The following is an 18,319-nucleotide window of genomic DNA, read 5'->3' as shown; positions in this document are numbered from 1 at the left end:
CGCCGGTCACAAGGAAACCCCTGTCACAAGGACAGGGGCTTGGAAAGGGAAATACAGGTTAGAGGGTAGCCTTCCAGATAGTTTAGGACCATCAGAGAAGAGCCAGTCAAACTGCAGCTGAATCTCCATCTCACCTGCTGCCTCAGCTACATCCCAGCAAACCTTGCCAGAAACGTTGCCGCCAGGCGCAAGCTCACCGTAGCTCAGCTCGTTAGGACGGTCTCCAATGTAGCCAGGCATCTGGGTAACCCCCGAAGGCTGCTTGAGCTTAAAGTTTGTGGAGTCGAAGCTGTAAGGCTGATCCGCTCCATTCTGGAACGACACGTTGGAACACACAGCTGGCTTGCCTTCAAAGTTTGTCTGTGGAGTGAAATCTTGAACGGTAGCTGTCACGCCATTGATTACTGCGGACTGACCTAACTGGAACTCCGGAATACCTGCATCGTTTTCAGTAGGCGCTGGAGCATTCGTGTCTGCTGCCACAGCCTTGTCACCGCCGAGGTCTTTGGCAGTCTCATCGATTGCAGTGGTTGTCAGTGCGGCGCATCCTGCGAAAATGGCAAGTGGGATGCCAATGAGCACTACGAAAGCGACGAGAAGCTTGGCCCACCAAGGCATGCCCTTCTTCTTTTCATAGACAATCTGCTGCGGTGGGTACTGCTGGTACTGCTGATACTGCGGATCGTAACCCTGCTGCTGACGAGGGCCGTAGCCTTGTTGTTGCTGGCGAGGGTCGTAACCCTGCTGCTGGCGTGGATCAAAGCCGCGTGGAGCCCGTTGGCGAGGTTCCTGTGCGCGGTTCTTCTTCAACCGGCGCTTCTTCTCCGGCTGTGGATCCTCATATGGATTGGGATCCTGACTGAAACGAGACATGTGTTCTCTTTTCCTTCCTAGATGGATAATTCATGAACCATTCTAGGAGGTCAATACAGTAATTCTGGACGAAAATAATCCCGCTGAGTGGGAAAAATTGTTTCTATGGACAAGTGCTTAGCTTGAAAAACGTGGTCAAATAGTCGATGAGCTGGGAACTAACTGGAACATGGTTTCAGTATGAAGTGAGTCACATTTGAGAAGGGAGTGTGGTTCAGGAAATGACCGCTCAAGAGCTACACAGCACGTAGTTCCTTGAACTCCGTCTTCTCGCGGGACAAGGAGCGCGCCCTCAACACAGCATCGCCTTCCAACTTCGGCCTGTACACCTCGTACTTTTTGAGACTCTGCAACCCCGCAGCCGAACACAACAAGGCATCAGGAACCCCAGCTTGTAGCCGAACCACGATCCACGTCACCCGCATCTGACGCACAGACGGACGAAGCTTATAGTCTTCGCAGCGGGTGAGAGTTCTCGTGACCACATCATCAGGCCGGCGAGATGACACACGAGGACGTAGAACAAAAGCGTCAGAGATCTCGTGTTTTTCTCGAAGCGGGTCAGCATACAGATCAAGAACAGGGATCACGCGACCTGCTACATGAACAATGACGCCTGCGTCATCGACAAAAACGTCTGCCCACGTGACTTGGCACATCTCAGCTGCGGTCAGACCCGCTCCAAGACCAAGAGACCAGATCAGACTGCGCTCACGTGTCTGTGTGGCAGTGTTGCCTGAGATCGACCAGTCGTAAATACGGCTCAGCTGTTTCTCCGTGTACGGTTTCGTGGTCTTCGATGCAGGGGGTGTTGAGTAAGCGCGGTGCCCGTCCCAGTTCGAGTTTACGACTCGACCGACATCGCGAAGAGTGACATGTGTCGAAGATTTAGATGCTTTGGTGCCGGAAGATTTTTCGTTGGCGAAATACTCAACTAACCCGGAGTCAAACACCGTCTCAAGGTTCAGATCGTAACCCTGCAACCAGCAGAATAGCGTAAGGCCAACAATCGGACGCATGTAACCGCGCACAGGCTTCTCGGGGCGGGCGTGCTGATACACTTTCCCAACCTCGATCACGATGTCACGGACAGCGTTCCACTGGTCATCGGGGACTCCGCGAGGACGGTATGAGGTGACAAGCATGGTGAGAGCTTCTTGTGGTCATTGAATGGTCCATATTTACGCTACCGGCCATGCAGTCTAACGGCAATACGGTTACAGGAACCTGTCCAGAGAGTTGGGACGGGTGTCTGGGGCACCGGAAATCTGTCGGGGCCACAACTCCCTCTCCAACGTAGTCTCCAGCTTTGAAATCGTCTCGGCCGTAGGCCACATGTCACCACGCAAAACGCGAAGAATCGTTGCATGTCCGGTGCCGATACGACGAGCCAGGTCGCGGTGTGAAGTGAGCCATCCACGATCCTCGAAATCGCGTACAGCTGCGCGGAGACGGTGGACGAAAATCAGGAGCCGGCGGTCATCGACATCGTCAACTTCTGCAGCCTTGATGTCCGGCCAACCCGGGTACTCAGCTGCAAAATTCTTCGCTGGTCTTCTGCCACCTGCCATATCATCCTCCTGCCCACGTGGTTCATACAGTGTACAGCGAGGCTGGGTGTTCGTGTTGGATTGAAACCACGTTTGAGCAGGTCGAGGATCAACGTGAGTTATGCAACGGCCAAAAGGTTGGACGGCGCGGATACGCACCGTACATGATGAGTGTCCTGACACTGAAGGAGGAAAAATGGCTGGTCCAGTCAACGTCGAAGGACTCTTTATTATCGGATGTAGAAGGCGGCAATACATACCGTGTCGCGGTATCCCAACGGAGAATGTTGTTGATGTTCTCGCAGGTAAACCCGTGTTCGTGATTACCGAATTTGTCGAAAATCCTGACAAAGCTCCGGAGGAGTATCACAAGTTCGTTGAGACGGTGAACCGCGAGAATCGTGATTTCGACGAGGTGGCGTCAGAGATCCTTTTGGGTATCGAAGACATTGATCATCGTGAGCTCGTTGAGTCTTATATTGATGCTGCACGGTGGATGTAGGAGACTGCTATCAAGATCTGGGAGCACGACAAGAAACTCATTGCCAGCTTCGGAATTACAGCAAATGACCTGAGCGAATTTCCTTACGATGTACCAGAGCTAGGTGAAGAATGGAGCAGGTATCTGGAAATCATGACGATGCCGCGGCTGCTGCATCGAGCACAATTCTCCGAGCCTGATGAACCGTGGTACCCGGGCTACGTAGCGATCCGGAAGTGGATGTGGCGTCTGCAAAGCAGATAAGGTACAAACATTTATCCCCCCGTCACCTGTAGCTGGGTGACGGGGCTTTTGTTGTCGACGTACCGGCCAGAAGATTTGTAGCTGGACCTGCCTCAACGCTGAATCTTGTGACACTTTTCCCGAGAGAGGACACAGTGTCGACGACGATAAAAGCATGTCATTTATCTAGGTCTCCGAAGATCGTGTCACACAGCTCGTCCATCGTGGGCGGGTCATCAAGTGTGAATTCGTACTGGAGACCTGTGTCGCCGGCTCCGAGGTCAATGTTCAGGCCGACTTCAAGCTGGGCGATTGTCAGAGCGGAAGGCCAACACCTACCTGCCAGAAAATCACCGACGGTGCTTCGCGGCATCTTGCATTTGTCGGCTACCTTGTTGATGCTTCCCAGCTCAGTGCTGGTGTCGATGAAGTCCTTCAGCTTAAGGGCTGCAAGTCGAACACGTTCGTGAACCTGATTTCGGCGGCACTCACGTCTCGGCCACTCGGGATACAACTCGACAGGTGCTGACATAACAGGCATCTACTCAGTCTAGTGGCCGGAATCTCGATTCAAATTGGAATTCCTAACTTCGAAAAAGAATTCGATATTAAATTGAATTTCTCCCGTGTGGACGGTAGCATAATGGAGATAGCGGTTCATGTAACGACCAATAGCGGGTCACAGTACGAAACTCCGCAGCTTACACGGACACAGAAAGGCGATAAAAATGATCCAGCCAGTTCACACTTCCCGCATTTCCGCATAACCCACCTCCGATCCCAAGGCCGCGTCTGTCAGGCGTAGGTCTATTTCAGCAACTCACAAACAGGAAGGAGGGAAATTTCAGTGTTTCACCATAGGCAAGCACTCCGTGCAGACGGCACACCAGCAGACGTCGGACTCGCGTACATCGACCGTGTTGACGTAGCGAAACTCAAGACGGCCATCGATGTCGTAGATGATTCCGGTGTGATGGATCTGCTTGAACTGTGGGCTGAAGAAGATGGTCAGGACCCGTCCCGAGGTGGCCGGCCACGCATTGTTTCCCTCCGTACCACGCTGATCCTTATGGTGGTGCTGGCAATTGATAACCAGCCGATGCACCTCACAAAAGCTGCTCAAATCATCACCGACCGAGCCGCCGATAATGCTCTCAAACATCTTGGGCTTCCATCTCGTGATCGTGACGATTACGTGTCCAAAGTTGGGCGTAAGTGCTGGTACAACAGGGTCTGGTTCAGCTGGCATTCCATCATGCGTTTCATGGATCTCTATCCCGAAATCTCTTACAAGAGACGCTTGACGAAAGAAGAGTACGCGGAAGCAGTCGCGTCTTGTGACAAAGAGTTCATAGAGATGCGCAGGAAGCGACTGACGCTGTTCAATTCGAGGCTCATCATGGCAGCTGCACGTCTGATTGGTGAAGAGAATTTCGACCGCTGGGAAGGTTCTGTTGCAGTGGACGGTACTCCGCTGAAGGCTGCGAACAACGGTACGACGAGGCGACTATCGCGTCGATGACTTTCCCTGCGACCGATGACGGCATGCCAAGTCTGATTGTTGGCATGTCGCTCGACAAGCCAGGCCACAACATCGGCAAACGCGCCGTCGATGCTCTCACGCACATCATCAAAGATGCCGAGCCCCCGAAGGGGTATTTCATCGGTGACCGCGCTTATCTGCCGAACTCAAAACCAGAGAATCTGGCTTTGCCGCTGCGACGTGCCGGCTATAGGATGATGGGCGATCAAAGAGTCGATTCTATGGGTGTGAAGTTGAGCTATGAAGGCGCGGAGCTCATCGACGGCCATTGGTACCTCGCATGCATGCCTAAGAATCTGAAAATGCGGGCATAGATTTCGCTGCTGGAACTATCACGGAATAGGTTTTTTTAGTCACGTATCGACGCACGTGCCCCTTACCGGCTGCGTCTCAAGACGACGAAGCCGGATGGTTCAGTCGTCTACTACAATGCCGCGTCCTACGGTCGCTACACGACTGTCGAGGTGCCAGGTATTCCTGTACCTGCAGACGCTCCATGCAGCCTCGTGAAAGCGTTGAAATCAGACCTACCACCGAAGCCTCTGCTAAAAGGGGTTGCTGAAGGGCCAGCGTACACTGTCCATTCCTTTCGAGATGGGAGCTAAATACGCGCAGCAGGGGCCTCGTTGGGCTACGTCTGGGTGGGCTGCAATCTATTACCGTGGTCGCAATACCATCGAAAGCCGCAATGACCTGCTGAAAGGCGGTCGTTACGCGAGCCTTGCGGATCAGACCACAAGAATGGTGAGAGGTTTTACTGCTAACGCCGTTTTTGTTGCGCTCGGTTGTGTCAGCGTGAACGTGGGCCTTGTTCGCCGTTACCTGCATAGGCTTGTTGTCAATTTCAACGAGAAGCCAAAACCTCCGACACCTCCACGAGGCCGGCGACTCTCAGACGAGTTCCTCGGAGACATTAGAGAAGCCAACGCTCCGCCGCAGTGTGAAGCCGCCTAGACAGACCGTTTCAACCTTCACAGGTTGGCGGTCTACAGGTCGTTGTCAGGTGTCGAAAATCGACGTTTTGAAGCCTTAAATTGTGACTTGAGCCGCCACAACAACATGAAAAATCCCCGAAACTGTAGATGTTTCGGGGATTTCCCTTTGTAATCACGCTAGGCGCTTAGTTTTAGGAATTTTCGCAGGTAGTACTACGAATTTCCCAAAAGCGCCCCTGAGAGGAATCGAACCTCCGACACCGGCTTTAGGAGAGCCGTGCTCTATCCACTGAGCTACAAGGGCCGTTGCAAAGCAACGCAACAAAGTTTAGCGCACCGCACCCGAAGACCAAATCACCGGGAGGGGGGACACTTTTGGGGGACTGAATAAATGGTTTTGCAGCGAAATCTAGTCATTTAGGCATAGGCTGTAGTCAGACGTACTCACGACTTAGAAGAAATGGGTGTTTAGAATGGCCGAGATCAAGCCAACCTTTACTGATGTTAACCGTCGCGACATCTTGGCTCGCATCGTTACCAAGAATGACGTTCCAGTGCTTTCCGTTGAGGAGCTGCAGGAAGACGGCACCAAGAAGCGTCTGATGCTGCTGAACAAGTACGACGCTAAGCAGCTGTCCGCTGTGTGTGAGCTGTACCTGCAGCAGATCTTCTCCGCTCAGTTCAACCAGTCCCACACCGGTCTTTCCCCAGAGGAGATGGCTGAAATCTTCTCGGAAGACGAAGAATAAGCCACGATGATTTACGCGCCACCCAGCTCCGGGCGGCGCTTTTCTTTTTCCTAAAGTAGAACATATGCGACACATTGAAGTTATCGGTATTGGTGCCGGAAACCCGGATCACATGACGCTGCAGGGGATCGCAGCCCTGCAATCCGCGAGCGCGGTGTTAGCGCTGGATAAAGGCGACGCGAAATCTGATCTGCTTGAGTTGCGGCGGGAGATCGTCGAGAAGCATGCGCCCGGCACCCCGATCATTTCGGTGACCGACCCGGAGCGCGACCGCAACCCCGACGACTACAAAGCGGAGGTGGAGAGGTGGCACCAGGCGCGCGCACAGCTGCTTATCGACGCCATGCCCGCCGAAGGCACCATCGCGTTCCTGGTATGGGGTGATCCGTCACTCTACGACTCGACCCTGCGAATCATCGAAAGGATGCGTGGCCTCGGGCTCGAGTGCACCGTCTCCGTGAGCCCCGGGATCACCGCCGTACAAGCGCTGACCGCAGCGCACGGAATCCTGCTCAACCGCATCGGCGAAGACATCCGCATCACCACTGGCCGAGCGTTACGGGAAGGATCAACGTCCAACACCGTCGTGATGCTTGATGGGGGAGCGGCGTGGATGCACGTGCCTGAGGCCGAAATCTGGTGGGGTGCCTACGTGGGCAGCGACAAGCAAGTCCTCCGGCACGGGATCGTCTCCGACATCGGCGCGGACTTGGCACAAGAAAAAGCCGCACTCCGAGAGAAGCACGGCTGGATTATGGATATCTACCTGCTTAGGAAGTAAGGCGGGTGTACTTCCGCACGGCCACCTTAGGCTGCGGGTTCGTTGCGTGAGAACTGTCCGGGTACACGACCGTCGGTACGATCCGGTCGCCGCCATTGACGGACTCCACCCACGCGGCCGCCTCCGCGTCCTCCTCCACATCGATCCGGGTGTAGGGGATGTTCGCCTCGTCCAAAGCTGCGACCAGCTTCTGGCAGAACGGGCACCACTCGGTGGTGTAAATCTTGAAATCAGCCATCGTTAAGAAATCCTTTCGTAAGTAAGAAAGCGGTATTTCAGCGGGGTTTTCTCCTCGTCAGCCAGGAGATGTCCCTGCTCGGAGGTGTGCCACGGCGTCGCTGCAACCAGGGTGAAACCTGCCAGGGCTGGGGCATGCACCGCGCCGGGGATTCCCGCGAGCTCCACATCGATCTCCGTCACTACCGCTCGGGAAACCGCAGGGAGAGTAGCCGCGTAGACTTTGCCGCCTCCGATGATCCAGGCGTCGATAAGCGGCAGCTCCGTCACCACCTGCGCGCCTTCCGACCACGTGCCCGCCTCTCGGCTGGACAAGACGTAATTGTCACGGCCCGGCAGGGGGCGGAACTTCTTCGGGATGGATTCCCAGGTGGCGCGGCCCATGAGTACCGGCTGGCCGAGGGTAGTGTCCTTGAAGTGTTTCAGGTCCTCAGGTAGGTGCCAGGGCATGTCCGTGCCGTCGCCGATCACACCATCGCGGGACTGCGCCCAAATCGCTTGGTAGGTCACACCGCGACCTCTGCCTTGATAGTCGGGTGCGGGTCGTAGCCCTCAAGCTGGCAGTCCTCAAAGTTGTAGCTGAACAGGTCCTTGGCTTTATTCAGCTTGAGCTGCGGGTAGGGCTTTGGCTCGCGGCTGAGCTGCTCTTTGACCTGGTCGACATGGTTATCGTAGATGTGGCAGTCGCCGCCCGTCCAGATGAACTCGCCGACCTCCAAGCCCGCCTGCTGCGCAAACATGTGCGTGAGCAGTGAGTAGCTGGCGATATTGAACGGCACGCCGAGGAACATGTCCGCGCTGCGCTGGTACAGCTGGCAGGAAAGCTTGCCATCAGCCACGTAGAACTGGAACAGCAGGTGGCAAGGGGGAAGCGCCATGTTGTGCAGCTCGGAAACGTTCCAGGCACTGACGATGTTGCGGCGCGAGTCGGGATTGGTCTTGAGCATGTCCAACGCGCCACTGATCTGGTCGATGTGGCGGCCGTCCGGCGTCGGCCAGCTGCGCCACTGCACGCCATAAATAGGGCCTAGTTCGCCCTCAGGGGAAGCCCACTCGTCCCAAATGTGGATGTTGTTCTCCTGCAGCCACTTAACGTTCGACGAGCCCTGCAAAAACCACAGCAACTCGCCCACGACGCCCTTCCAGTACACCTTCTTGGTGGTGATGAGCGGGAAGCTGTCCTGTAAATCGAAGCGGATTTGCTGAGCAAACAAGCTGGTAGTGCCCGTGCCAGTGCGGTCTTCCTTCTTGGAACCGTCACGCAGGATCTTTGCCAGCAGGTCTTCATACGGGGTGGAGATCATGCTTTTTAGGATACAGGCCATGTCTAACGCTTTCGGCGTGTGCGGTGGTCTTGCAATGTGGGGGTGATTTTTGTGCCATGTGACCTGCGGTGTTCGAATAAATGGGGGTATCGTGTCCGGTGTGGTGGATAAGGTTCGGGTCATGAACAGATTCGAGCATATGAGCGAACTCATGGAGCAAGCGTTGCTGGGGCAGCGTCAGGTCTGTGAGATGCTCGACAACGCCTTGGTGACGGGCACGGAACTCGACTCCCTGTTGGCTGTGGCTCGCAATATGGAGCGGCTCACCGAGCTGCTTACAGTGAAGCTGGTGAAGCAGCTGCAGCTTGCCGACGCCTTCCACCCCAAGTCACGGGCCAGTTTTAATGCCCGTATGCACAAAAACAAATTCACCCGAGGTGAGCTCAAAGACGCATGCCGGTTGGGGGAGGAGCTGTTTCCTGAATTTCCGTCCGTCGATCGTCCGGAGGGGAGGCCTGCGCGGATGCCTTGCACAGCGGCCGGGCTTAACGACGCAGCATTTGGGGTCGCTTCGGCAATGGAGATCGCACGAGTGCTCGAACAGGCTCCGGAAGGTACCCCCGCCGAATCTTTCGCCTACATCGAATCCAGGATGGCCGAGATGGCGCGAAGCTTAGCTCCTGAGGACCTCCGCAAAGCGGGAATCAAGATTTTGCAGGGCCTGAATGCTGACTCCGAACCACAGGATGCCCAGCGCCAGCGCCGCCGACGCGTCACCATCTCCGCGCAAGGCGCTGATCTCAACGCGAAGCTCTCGGGTGAAGTGACCCCTGAGCTCAAGGCACTGCTTGATCGGCTGTTCGCGGACTATGCCGGCGCTGGAGACCTGTTGCCGGACGGGGAGAAAGAAAACGATGTGCGGACCCAGGCGCAGCGCAACCACGATGCCTTGGTCGCAGCTCTGAAGTATGCCCTGCACAGGAATGGGCCGATGCCTCCGACGCGAGGTTGCAGCACCGTTGTCGCCACCATGACCCTGGAACAGCTCCAAAAGGCAGCAGGCGTCGTACCGACGGATGTGGGAACCTTACTTTCAATTCCGGACCTTATTCGCCTAGGCGCAGACCGCAACGCCTTCCTCGCCATCCTGGAGGAGGGGACCGGCAATCTCATTGAATTAGGCCGAACCAAGCGGGCTGCAGACGTCTACGCCTACCTTGGTCTCGTCGCCGCCCAAGGTGGAGACATGACCCCAGGGTCCAGCCTGCCCGCGGCGCTCTGCGAGATTCACCATGTCCGCGCATGGCGGTTTGGGGGCCTGTCCGAAGGGAAAAACTTCCAGCTTGCCGGGCACAATACCCATCGCAACATCGACGACACCCAGACAAAAGACACTAAGTGGTGGACCGTCTGCACCACCACGGGGCAGATGTTATGGATACCACCAAAACACATCGATCCGGAGCGAAGACCGCAAGCGAACTTCAACCCCATGACCTGGTTTAATCCCGGACAAATGCTGCGGTTCGGCATGCAAGAGCCCGAAGAAACACCACCGTTTACTATCCTGCGGTGCCCGAAATGTGGGAAGGACGTGGCCTAGTGTGTAACAACACACGAAGGGCTGGCAGCTCGGAAACTCTAGTAGGAACCGTGCGACTCCAGGTAGGAGTTTGCATGCTCAATAATCTCATCCGCCAGCTCAGGACGGCAGATGAGCAGATCTGGCATGTAGGTGTCCTTGTTGTTGTACGTCAGGTTGTTACCGTTCAAGCGGGAGCAGTGCAGGCCAGCAGCCTTAGCTACGCCCACTGGCGCAGCAGAGTCCCATTCGTACTGGCCACCGGCGTGGATGTAGGCGTCGGCGTCGCCAAGCAGCACATGCATTGCCTTCGCGCCAGCGGAACCCATGGGCACCAGTTCGGACCCCATGTTGTCCGCGATGTGCTGGGCTACCTTTGGCGCGCGGTTACGCGACACCACAAACTTACGAGACAGGGGGCCCTCGACAGCCTTGGACTCGGCGGAGGTGAAAACAACCCCCAAGTCTGGCAAGCCAACGGCGGCGTGAATCGGGATGCCATTTTCCACGAGTGCAATGTGCACTGCCCAGTCCTGGCGGCCACCTGCGAACTCCTTGGTGCCATCCAGCGGGTCAATGATCCAGACGCGTTCCTTGCTCAGACGGGACTGGTCGTCGGCGGCTTCCTCGGAGAGAACGCCGTCGTCAGGGCGGTGCTGCGCCAACACGCGCGCGAGCCAGTTTTGAGAGAGTTCATCGCCGGCGTCGCCAAGGCCGCGGTCCCGCAGCAAGCCAACGCCACGGACACCTTTCAGGATTTCGCCGGTGCCCAAAGCAAGGCGGTACGTGAGGCGTGCGTCATCAATCGAAGCAGTCATACGTTTCATGGTAGTTGTTTGGTTACATAGAAGCATGACAGCACACATCCTCAGTCGTTTCCGCCTCCACGTGGCCACCTGGTTTGAGGATGTTTTCGCAGCTCCAACAGCTGTTCAGGAGCAGGCCTGGGAGCGGATTTCCCGTGGCGATCACGCCCTCGTCGTCGCCCCAACCGGCTCCGGTAAAACCCTCGCCGCGTTCCTGTGGGCAATCAACATGCTGGTGGAAAGCCCCCAACAGCCCGCATTGCCCGCGCTTATCGACGCCCCACTTGCCCCAACCAAAAAGGGCGGCAAAGTCAAAGTGCTGTATATCTCCCCGCTCAAAGCCCTGGGCGTGGATGTAGAAAACAATCTCCGGGCCCCGCTGCTGGGGATTGCGAGGGTCGCAGCCCGCCTGGGAATCCCAGAACCAGAGGTCACTGTAGGGGTGCGCTCCGGTGATACTCCCGCTAGCGAACGAAACCGCCAGCTTCGCCAGCCACCAGACATTCTGATCACCACCCCAGAATCCCTGTACTTGATGCTGACGTCCAAGGCGAGAAGCATCCTGGATGAAGTGGATACCGTGATCATCGATGAAATCCACGCGATGGCCGGGACGAAACGTGGCACCCACCTGGCACTCAGCCTGGAACGCCTCGCGGGGCTGGCAGGCGAGTTCCAACGCATCGGGTTGTCGGCAACGGTCCGCCCACTCGAACGCGTCGCCGCATTCCTCGGCGGGGATCGGACCGTGGCGCTGGTGGCTCCCGAACAACCCAAGCAGTGGCAGCTTGATGTGCACGTACCGGTCGATGACCTCTCTGACTTGCCCACTCCGGATCAAGGGTCCCCGATCGGGGAAGCGGTGCTCGATGATCCACATGGCTTCGGGGGTCCCACGCCAGCGCAAGAATCAGCGTTGCCACAGCAAAAATCCATTTGGCCTTTCATTGAGCAGGAGCTCTACCAGGAGATCATGGCGGCGCAGTCCACGCTGGTGTTCGTCAATTCGCGACGCACCGCCGAACGGCTGACCTCCCGGCTCAACGAACTGTACGCGCTGGAATACAACCCGGCATCGTTGTCACCCGAGCTGAGGCGCCCACCAGCACAGGTAATGGTGGCGGCCGATACTGCAGGTCAAGCACCACCAGTGATAGCGCGGGCGCATCACGGTTCGGTTTCCAAGGAAGAGCGTGCCACCACGGAAGCTGCGCTGAAAGCCGGTGAGCTTAAGTGCGTGGTGGCTACCTCTTCACTCGAATTGGGAATCGACATGGGGGCCGTGGACCTGGTGGTGCAGGTGGAAGCACCACCATCGGTGGCTTCTGGGCTGCAGCGTGTGGGGCGCGCCGGGCACGCAGTGGGCGCCGTATCGCAGGGCAGCTTCTATCCGAAGCATCGCTCCGACCTGGTGCAATCTGCTGTGACGGTGCAGCGCATGCGCGCTGGGCTCATCGAAGAGCTGCGCATTCCACAAAATCCGTTGGACGTGCTGTTGCAGCATACTATTGCGGCAGCGTCGGTGGCGGACCTCCCGGTGGATGCCTGGTATGACCAGGTCTGCCGGGCTTACCCTTATCGGGATCTCGCGCGGGATGTATTCGATGCTGTGATCGACCTGGCCTCCGGCGTATATCCGTCCACTGATTTTGCTGAGCTCAAGCCCCGCGTAGTGTTCGACCGCGCCACCGGAACGCTGCAGGGCAGGCCGGGTTCCCAACGTGTCGCCGTGACCAGCGGTGGCACCATCCCGGACCGCGGCATGTTTGGGGTCTTCCTCGTGGGATCAGAGGGAACTCCCCGCCGGGTCGGTGAGCTGGACGAGGAAATGGTCTACGAGTCCCGCGTCGGTGACGTGTTTACCCTCGGCGCCACGAGTTGGCGCATTGAAGACATCACCCGCGACCAGGTGCTGGTGAGCCCGGCCCCAGGCCACACCGGCAGGCTTCCGTTCTGGACCGGAGACGGGGCAGGCCGCCCCGCGGAACTGGGCCGGGCACTCGGCGCTTTCCGACGCCACGTCCACGCCAACCCAGAAACCGCCGCAGGTCTCGGACTAGACGAACGCGCCCACAGCAACCTCATTGCGTTTCTGAACGAACAGGAGGAAGCCACGGGGATTGTCCCCGATGAAAAGACGTTGCTCCTGGAGCGGTTTCGGGACGAGCTGGGGGATTGGCGTATCGTGCTGCACTCACCGTTCGGCAAAGGAGTTAATGCTGCGTGGGCACTCGCGGTGGGTGCCCGCGTCGCGGAAATCACCGGGATGGATGCGCAGGCGGTGGCCGGTGACGACGGCATTGTCCTCAGGCTCCCCGAATCCGATACGGAACCGAGCGCGGACCTGTTCACCTTTGATCCAGAAGACATCCGGGAAATCGTCACCGAGGAGGTTGGCAATTCGGCGCTGTTCGCCTCACGATTCCGAGAGTGCGCCGCCCGCGGGCTGTTACTACCACGACGAAACCCCGGCAAACGAGCTCCGTTGTGGCAACAGCGCCAACGCGCCGCCCAATTGCTCGATGTGGCTCGCAAATACCCCAGCTTCCCGATCATCCTGGAAACGGTGCGCGAGTGTCTCCAGGATGTCTACGATCTCCCATCGCTGCAGGATATTCAGAAAGAGCTAGGCCTGCGGAGCATCAGGATTGCGGAGGTGACCGTCGATCAGCCCAGCCCGTTCGCCTCCAGTTTGCTGTTCAACTACACCGGCGCCTTCATGTACGAGGGCGATTCGCCACTGGCCGAGAAGCGGGCAGCGGCCCTCGCGCTGGATCCGAGTCTGTTGGCGAAACTCCTCGGCACCGTTCAGCTGCGCGAGCTCCTGGACCAGGACGTCATCGCGGAGGTACATGCCCAGCTGCAACGGATCACTCCGGAACGGCGCGCCCGCAACGCCGAAGAACTCGCGGACACGCTGCGTATCATCGGTCCAATCCCGACCAGTCAGCTCGCGGCGTGGACGGATATCCCGCTTGATGTTGCTCTCACGCAGCTGAGCCACCGGGTGATGCTGGTGCGGATCGCCGGGGAAGAACACTTAGCTCAAACCCTGGACGCCCCGCTACTCCGTGACGCCCTCGGCATCCCCGTGCCAGCGGGAGTCTCCGCGCAAACCACCGTGATCACAGACGCACTGGCACAGCTCACGAACCGCTTCGCGCGCAGTCGCGGACCTTTTACCGTTGCCGAGCTTGCCGACGCCTTCGGACTCGGCCACTCCACCGCGTACGCGGCGATCCAGGCTGCCGTATCGGACAAAACAGTGGTGGAAGGGCAGTTCCGGACTGGCGTCGAGGGCACCGAATATTGCGGGGCGGACGTGCTTAAACGGATCCGAAAGCTGAGCCTGGCGCGCGCCCGCGCAGAAGCCGAACCGGTATCGGCCACAACGTTCGGGCGGTTCTTGCCAGATTGGTTGGGGGTGTCGGCCGTCGGGAAGCAACCGCAGTTGGGCGGTGCCGATGGTGTGTTTCAGGTAATTGAACAGCTCGCCGGGGTGCGACTGCCTGCGAGCGCCTGGGAATCACTAGTGCTGCCCGGCCGGGTGGCGAACTACAGTCCCGCCCTGCTCGATGAGCTCACCGCCACGGGTGAGGTGCGGATCGTGGGGGCGGGGACGGCCGGTGCAAAAGATCCGTGGATCATGCTGCTGCCTGCCGACTACGCCGCCGAGCTCGCTCCGGAGCGCCACGACGGGGCGCTGTCGCCGCTGCAGGAGCAGGTACTTGAAGTGCTGGGTAGGGGAGGCGGCTTCTACTTCACCGACCTCCTCGAACAACTCGACGTACCAACCGAGGAGCTACGCGCCGCGCTGTGGGCACTTGTCGACGCCGGACTGGCTACCCCCGATAGCTTCGCGGCCTTAAGAGCTCGCCTCGCCGGCACTACCGCGAAAGGAACCGCCCACCGGGCACGTCGCCGACCCACCCGCAGCCGATTACGCATGGGACGCACCTCCTTCGCTCAATCGGCGTCGCAGGGCACCCCACCAGACATGCTGGGGCGCTGGAGCCTCGCGGTCACACCATCGACCGATGCCACAGCCCGCTCGGTAGCACACGGCGAAGCCTGGCTGGATCGCTACGGCGTGGTCACCCGCGGCTCCATCGTTGCCGAGGATGTGCTCGGCGGATTCGCCTTGGCATACAAGGTGCTGTCGCGGTTCGAGGAAAACGGCAAAGCGCTGCGTGGCTACCTCATCGAGGGGCTTGGCGCGGCACAGTTCTCCACGCCAGCGATCGTCGATAGGCTGCGTGGCCTCGCTGACAGCGCCGACCTCGGCGGATGGCCATCAGGCGCCAGCGACCCCGACGTGTACGTTCTAGCAGCAACGGACCCCGCCAACCCTTACGGCGCGGCGTTGCCGTGGCCTGAGTCGAACCTGCGGCCCAGCAGGTCCGCCGGTGCGCTCGTCGTGCTTATCGACGGCCTGTTGCTCGCACACCTCAGCCGCGGTGGCGCCACGATGAACCTCTACTTCGATGGCCTCCCCGAAACTCCTCCCGAGCTGGCGCAACGCCTGGTCGCTGCACTGAGCTCGCTCGTAGCAGAAGGTAGGATGAACCGGATCGTGGTGGAGAAAATTAACGGGACAGCAGTCTTCGACTCCGAATACTTGACAGCGCTTAAAGAAGCCGGGGGAGTGGTAGTGCCGAAAGGACTGAAGATTGGTGGGGTGGGCGTCGTTAAGCGTGCGGTGCCAAAGCCACGTACCCTCGCCGACCTTTCTTTCGACGACGAGGAAGAACCACCCATGTCCTTCGGCAACCCCTTCGGGAGGCGACGCTAATGCCCGAAGGTGATTCCGTCTACCAACTATCCAAGCGCCTGCAATTCATGAGGGGACGCGACGTCCTCGCAACATCGCTGCGGGTGCCCAGCGTCGCGTTGGAGAAATTCGACGGCCAGCGCGTAAGCCGCGTCTGGCCCTACGGCAAACACCTATTCATGCAGTTTAGCGGCGGAAAGGTGCTGCACACCCACCTCAAAATGGAAGGAACCTGGTCAGTTCATTTGCAGGGTGAGAAGTGGCGCAAACCCGGGCACAAAGCTCGCGTCGTGCTGGTCCTGGATGATTCGCCCGCCCCTATCGAGATTGTCGGCTTCGACCTTGGCCTCGTAGAGGTATTTCCGATTGAGCAGTATTCCGACCGGATGGGATATCTCGGCCCCGACGTGCTGTACCCCGACTGGGACAGCTACGGGCGGGGCGAAGCCCTCCGCAGAATCCTCGAAACCCCCAACCGACCCATCGGATCCGCACTATTAGACCAGAAAAACCTGGCAGGAGTGGGCAACGAATACCGGGCAGAAATCTGCTTCCTCGCAGGAGTCCACCCCGCAACCCCCGTCGCAGCAGTGGACGTGCCCCGCATCCTCGACATCACCAGGCGGATCATGTGGGCAAACCGCAACTCGCCCATCCGCGTGACCACAGGCGTCAGACGCGCCGGGGAAAACAGCTACGTCTTCGGCAGGCACGGGCGCCCTTGTCGACGCTGTGGCACACCAATTCGTAAAAGCACGCTGCAATCGAGTCCAGACGAACTTGAACGCATCATATGGTGGTGCCCAAGCTGCCAGCTACTGACCTAGCTCCCGCATTCGTTTTTCTGCCTCCAACAGTCGCTGCTTCTTCTCCTTCGCTTCCTTTTTCTGCAACGACTCGAAGGTCTTTTCATCAGTTTCGTCATATTGCAACAGGGCGCGACTGAGCATCATCGCGCCACCGGAAGCTACCAAAGCCAGCCAGAAATAACCCCAGCCCAAATACATCCCGAGGAAAAACACGATCATGCCGACAACCGTGAAAGCCAAATCCAACTGCTGAATGAGCTTGCCGCGCGACTTCAGCTGCTTCAACTCCAGCAGGCCTGGATCCTCGGACTGCACTGCCGGAACATTCGGGGTCAGACCCGCACTCCCCAGAGTAAACGGCACACCACCTGGAAGATCACCGAACAAGGGAGTCAAGGCGCTGTACGTCTGTGCTTCCGCAACCTTCGTCGTACGCTCGTTAAACTCCGAACTGCTGATTCGCCCCTCCGCATAGTGGGTTCCCAGGGCTTGCAGCGCCACCATGCGCTCATTATCCGAGAGGCGAATACCGTCAGTGCTCATGGGCCACATCCTAGTCGACGATCGCCTAGGCTGGGGTTATGAAGACGATTCTTAATATTGTTTGGGTCATCACCGGTGGCATTTGGCTGGCACTGAGCTACTTCGTAGCTGGCGTCATCGCCTGCGCCTTTATCGTCACGATTCCAGCCGGCGTGGCGAGCTTCCGCATCGCAAACTACGTGCTGTGGCCGTTTGGACGCACCGTCGTGCAGCCGTCCCGTGGCGCAAATGCACTCGGCGCATTGTCCAACATCATCTGGTTCCTCGTCGCGGGGCTGTGGCTCGCCATCGGCCATGTCACCACCGCAGCAGCACAAGCCGTCACCATCATCGGCATCCCCTTGGCCTGGGCAAACATCAAGATGATTCCTGTGACCTGCTTCCCGTTCGGCAAGACGATCGTCTCATCCAACAACATCCCCTTCGGATATGAGCCGATGGTGAAGATGTAGCCCCCGAGCAACAAAAAAAGGGACCTTCCGGTCCCTTTTTCCTGTTACGCCTGTTCCTCAGCCGCGCGCTTGGACTTGAGATCACGCCGCACCATGAAAACAAACAACCAGATCAGCGCAATACCGACGATCACATACACCACGGTGGAATACTTATCGATCACATCAGCGACCACCGTGTACCGATCGCCCAACCAGTAACCCAAGGCCACCAAAATCGCATTCCACACCGCAGAACCAATCGTGGTGTAGATACCGAACTGGAAGAGGTTCATCCGGTGAATACCAGCCGGAATCGAAATCAGGGACCGTACACCCGGAATCAAACGGCCAATCAAAATCGACCACGTGCCGTATCGATCGAACCATTCCAGTGCCTTATTCACGTCCTCACGAGTGACCAGCCACATCCAGTCAGCAATCCGGCGAAGCCGCTCCGCACCCACAGCCGCCCCAATCCCATACAGGATGTAGGCACCCAGCACAGAACCAACCGTGGCAAACACGAACGCCACGTACACATTCATCTTGCCCTGGGCAGCAGTGAAGCCCGCCAATGGCAGAACGACCTCAGAGGGGATCGGTGGGAACAAGTTCTCCAACAGGATCGCCACGCCGACGCCCGGAGCGCCCAGCGTGGACATAAGGGAAACTACCCAGTCAACGATTGAGGAAAGAATGGCTTTGGTCCTTTTCTTA

General features: G+C 58.1%; 19 protein-coding genes and 1 tRNA gene. 9 read left to right on the top strand and 11 right to left on the bottom strand.

The window, feature by feature from the left end; genetic code table 11:
- Positions 1–6 precede the first annotated feature (6 nt).
- The 3 genes from HW450_RS03635 to HW450_RS03625 all read right to left on the bottom strand — a co-directional run bounded on the left by HW450_RS03635 (position 7) and on the right by HW450_RS03625 (position 2,444).
- Entirely contained in the window at positions 7–873 is an 867-nt protein-coding gene (locus tag HW450_RS03635) for a DUF4352 domain-containing protein (protein WP_182386654.1), read from the bottom strand.
- Between the two features lie 236 nt (positions 874–1,109).
- Positions 1,110–2,018, bottom strand: a complete 909-nt coding sequence (locus tag HW450_RS03630) for a site-specific integrase (RefSeq protein ID WP_182386653.1) — start codon at positions 2,016–2,018, stop codon at positions 1,110–1,112.
- A gap of 72 nt (positions 2,019–2,090) precedes the next feature.
- Positions 2,091–2,444: a helix-turn-helix domain-containing protein gene (locus tag HW450_RS03625; RefSeq protein ID WP_182386652.1), complete on the bottom strand. Its 354-nt coding sequence runs from the start codon at positions 2,442–2,444 to the stop codon at positions 2,091–2,093.
- Positions 2,445–2,742: 298 nt separating this feature from the next.
- On the opposite strand from HW450_RS03625, the gene HW450_RS03620 reads away from it, so the two are divergent.
- Complete coding sequence (locus HW450_RS03620) at positions 2,743–2,925, top strand: hypothetical protein (RefSeq protein WP_182386651.1); 183 nt, start codon at positions 2,743–2,745, stop codon at positions 2,923–2,925.
- A gap of 400 nt (positions 2,926–3,325) precedes the next feature.
- Here HW450_RS03620 and HW450_RS03615 read toward each other — a convergent pair whose 3' ends face one another.
- Positions 3,326–3,679: a helix-turn-helix domain-containing protein gene (locus tag HW450_RS03615; protein ID WP_220463903.1), complete on the bottom strand. Its 354-nt coding sequence runs from the start codon at positions 3,677–3,679 to the stop codon at positions 3,326–3,328.
- A 315-nt stretch (positions 3,680–3,994) separates the two neighbouring features.
- Between HW450_RS03615 and HW450_RS13040 the strand changes: the two genes are divergently transcribed.
- Both HW450_RS13040 and HW450_RS13035 read left to right on the top strand, forming a co-directional pair.
- The gene (locus tag HW450_RS13040) at positions 3,995–4,669 is read left to right on the top strand and encodes a hypothetical protein (protein ID WP_232843316.1); all 675 of its coding nucleotides are present in this window, start codon (positions 3,995–3,997) and stop codon (positions 4,667–4,669) included.
- Positions 4,666–5,004, top strand: coding sequence for a hypothetical protein (locus HW450_RS13035; protein WP_232843315.1), 339 nt, complete (start codon positions 4,666–4,668; stop codon positions 5,002–5,004). Before HW450_RS13040 ends, HW450_RS13035 begins: the two co-directional genes overlap by 4 nt.
- A gap of 852 nt (positions 5,005–5,856) precedes the next feature.
- Here HW450_RS13035 and HW450_RS03605 read toward each other — a convergent pair.
- Positions 5,857–5,929, bottom strand: a tRNA-Arg gene (locus HW450_RS03605).
- 169 nt (positions 5,930–6,098) lie between these two features.
- Here HW450_RS03605 and HW450_RS03600 point away from each other — a divergent pair.
- Both HW450_RS03600 and cobF read left to right on the top strand, forming a co-directional pair.
- On the top strand, positions 6,099–6,374 hold the full coding sequence (locus HW450_RS03600; RefSeq protein WP_182386649.1) for a hypothetical protein: 276 nt from the start codon (positions 6,099–6,101) through the stop codon (positions 6,372–6,374).
- 64 nt (positions 6,375–6,438) lie between these two features.
- Complete coding sequence (cobF, locus tag HW450_RS03595) at positions 6,439–7,155, top strand: precorrin-6A synthase (deacetylating) (RefSeq protein ID WP_182386648.1); 717 nt, start codon at positions 6,439–6,441, stop codon at positions 7,153–7,155.
- Here the strand turns inward: cobF and HW450_RS03590 are convergent.
- From HW450_RS03590 to HW450_RS03580, 3 genes are read right to left on the bottom strand one after another with little or no spacing between them, the layout of a single operon-like run.
- Entirely contained in the window at positions 7,145–7,393 is a 249-nt protein-coding gene (locus HW450_RS03590; protein WP_182386647.1) for a glutaredoxin domain-containing protein, read from the bottom strand. The two genes, cobF and HW450_RS03590, sit on opposite strands and share 11 nt — an antisense overlap.
- 2 nt (positions 7,394–7,395) lie before the next feature.
- Positions 7,396–7,842 carry a dihydrofolate reductase gene (locus HW450_RS03585; RefSeq protein WP_232843366.1) on the bottom strand — a complete coding sequence of 149 codons (447 nt, stop codon included), beginning with the start codon at positions 7,840–7,842 and terminating at the stop codon, positions 7,396–7,398.
- Between the two features lie 56 nt (positions 7,843–7,898).
- Positions 7,899–8,696, bottom strand: a complete 798-nt coding sequence (locus HW450_RS03580) for a thymidylate synthase (protein WP_182386645.1) — start codon at positions 8,694–8,696, stop codon at positions 7,899–7,901.
- A gap of 160 nt (positions 8,697–8,856) precedes the next feature.
- Here HW450_RS03580 and HW450_RS03575 point away from each other — a divergent pair, with 160 nt between their 5' ends.
- Positions 8,857–10,260 (top strand): DUF222 domain-containing protein, encoded by a 1,404-nt coding sequence (locus tag HW450_RS03575; protein ID WP_182386644.1) that lies wholly within the window; start codon positions 8,857–8,859, stop codon positions 10,258–10,260.
- Between the two features lie 38 nt (positions 10,261–10,298).
- Here the strand turns inward: HW450_RS03575 and HW450_RS03570 are convergent, their stop codons facing one another.
- Positions 10,299–11,057: a 3'(2'),5'-bisphosphate nucleotidase CysQ gene (locus HW450_RS03570; protein WP_182386643.1), complete on the bottom strand. Its 759-nt coding sequence runs from the start codon at positions 11,055–11,057 to the stop codon at positions 10,299–10,301.
- Positions 11,058–11,091: 34 nt separating this feature from the next.
- Here HW450_RS03570 and HW450_RS03565 point away from each other — a divergent pair, with 34 nt between their 5' ends.
- Positions 11,092–15,837, top strand: a complete 4,746-nt coding sequence (locus HW450_RS03565) for an ATP-dependent helicase (RefSeq protein WP_182386642.1) — start codon at positions 11,092–11,094, stop codon at positions 15,835–15,837.
- Positions 15,837–16,643: an Fpg/Nei family DNA glycosylase gene (locus HW450_RS03560; protein ID WP_182386641.1), complete on the top strand. Its 807-nt coding sequence runs from the start codon at positions 15,837–15,839 to the stop codon at positions 16,641–16,643. Before HW450_RS03565 ends, HW450_RS03560 begins: the two co-directional genes overlap by 1 nt.
- Here HW450_RS03560 and HW450_RS03555 read toward each other — a convergent pair.
- Entirely contained in the window at positions 16,632–17,168 is a 537-nt protein-coding gene (locus HW450_RS03555; protein ID WP_182386640.1) for a DUF1707 SHOCT-like domain-containing protein, read from the bottom strand. The two genes, HW450_RS03560 and HW450_RS03555, sit on opposite strands and share 12 nt — an antisense overlap.
- A 38-nt stretch (positions 17,169–17,206) precedes the next feature.
- On the opposite strand from HW450_RS03555, the gene HW450_RS03550 reads away from it, so the two are divergent.
- Positions 17,207–17,620, top strand: a complete 414-nt coding sequence (locus HW450_RS03550; RefSeq protein ID WP_182386639.1) for a YccF domain-containing protein — start codon at positions 17,207–17,209, stop codon at positions 17,618–17,620.
- Positions 17,621–17,664: 44 nt separating this feature from the next.
- Here the strand turns inward: HW450_RS03550 and HW450_RS03545 are convergent, their stop codons facing one another.
- Positions 17,665–18,264 carry a DedA family protein gene (locus HW450_RS03545; protein ID WP_182386638.1) on the bottom strand — a complete coding sequence of 200 codons (600 nt, stop codon included), beginning with the start codon at positions 18,262–18,264 and terminating at the stop codon, positions 17,665–17,667.
- Positions 18,265–18,319: the final 55 nt, after the last annotated feature.

Source organism: Corynebacterium hindlerae, from assembly GCF_014117265.1.
Taxonomy (GTDB): Bacteria; Actinomycetota; Actinomycetes; order Mycobacteriales; family Mycobacteriaceae; genus Corynebacterium; species Corynebacterium hindlerae.
Note: the sequence above shows the minus strand (reverse complement) of the source record. Positions and strands in the feature narration are given on the sequence as shown.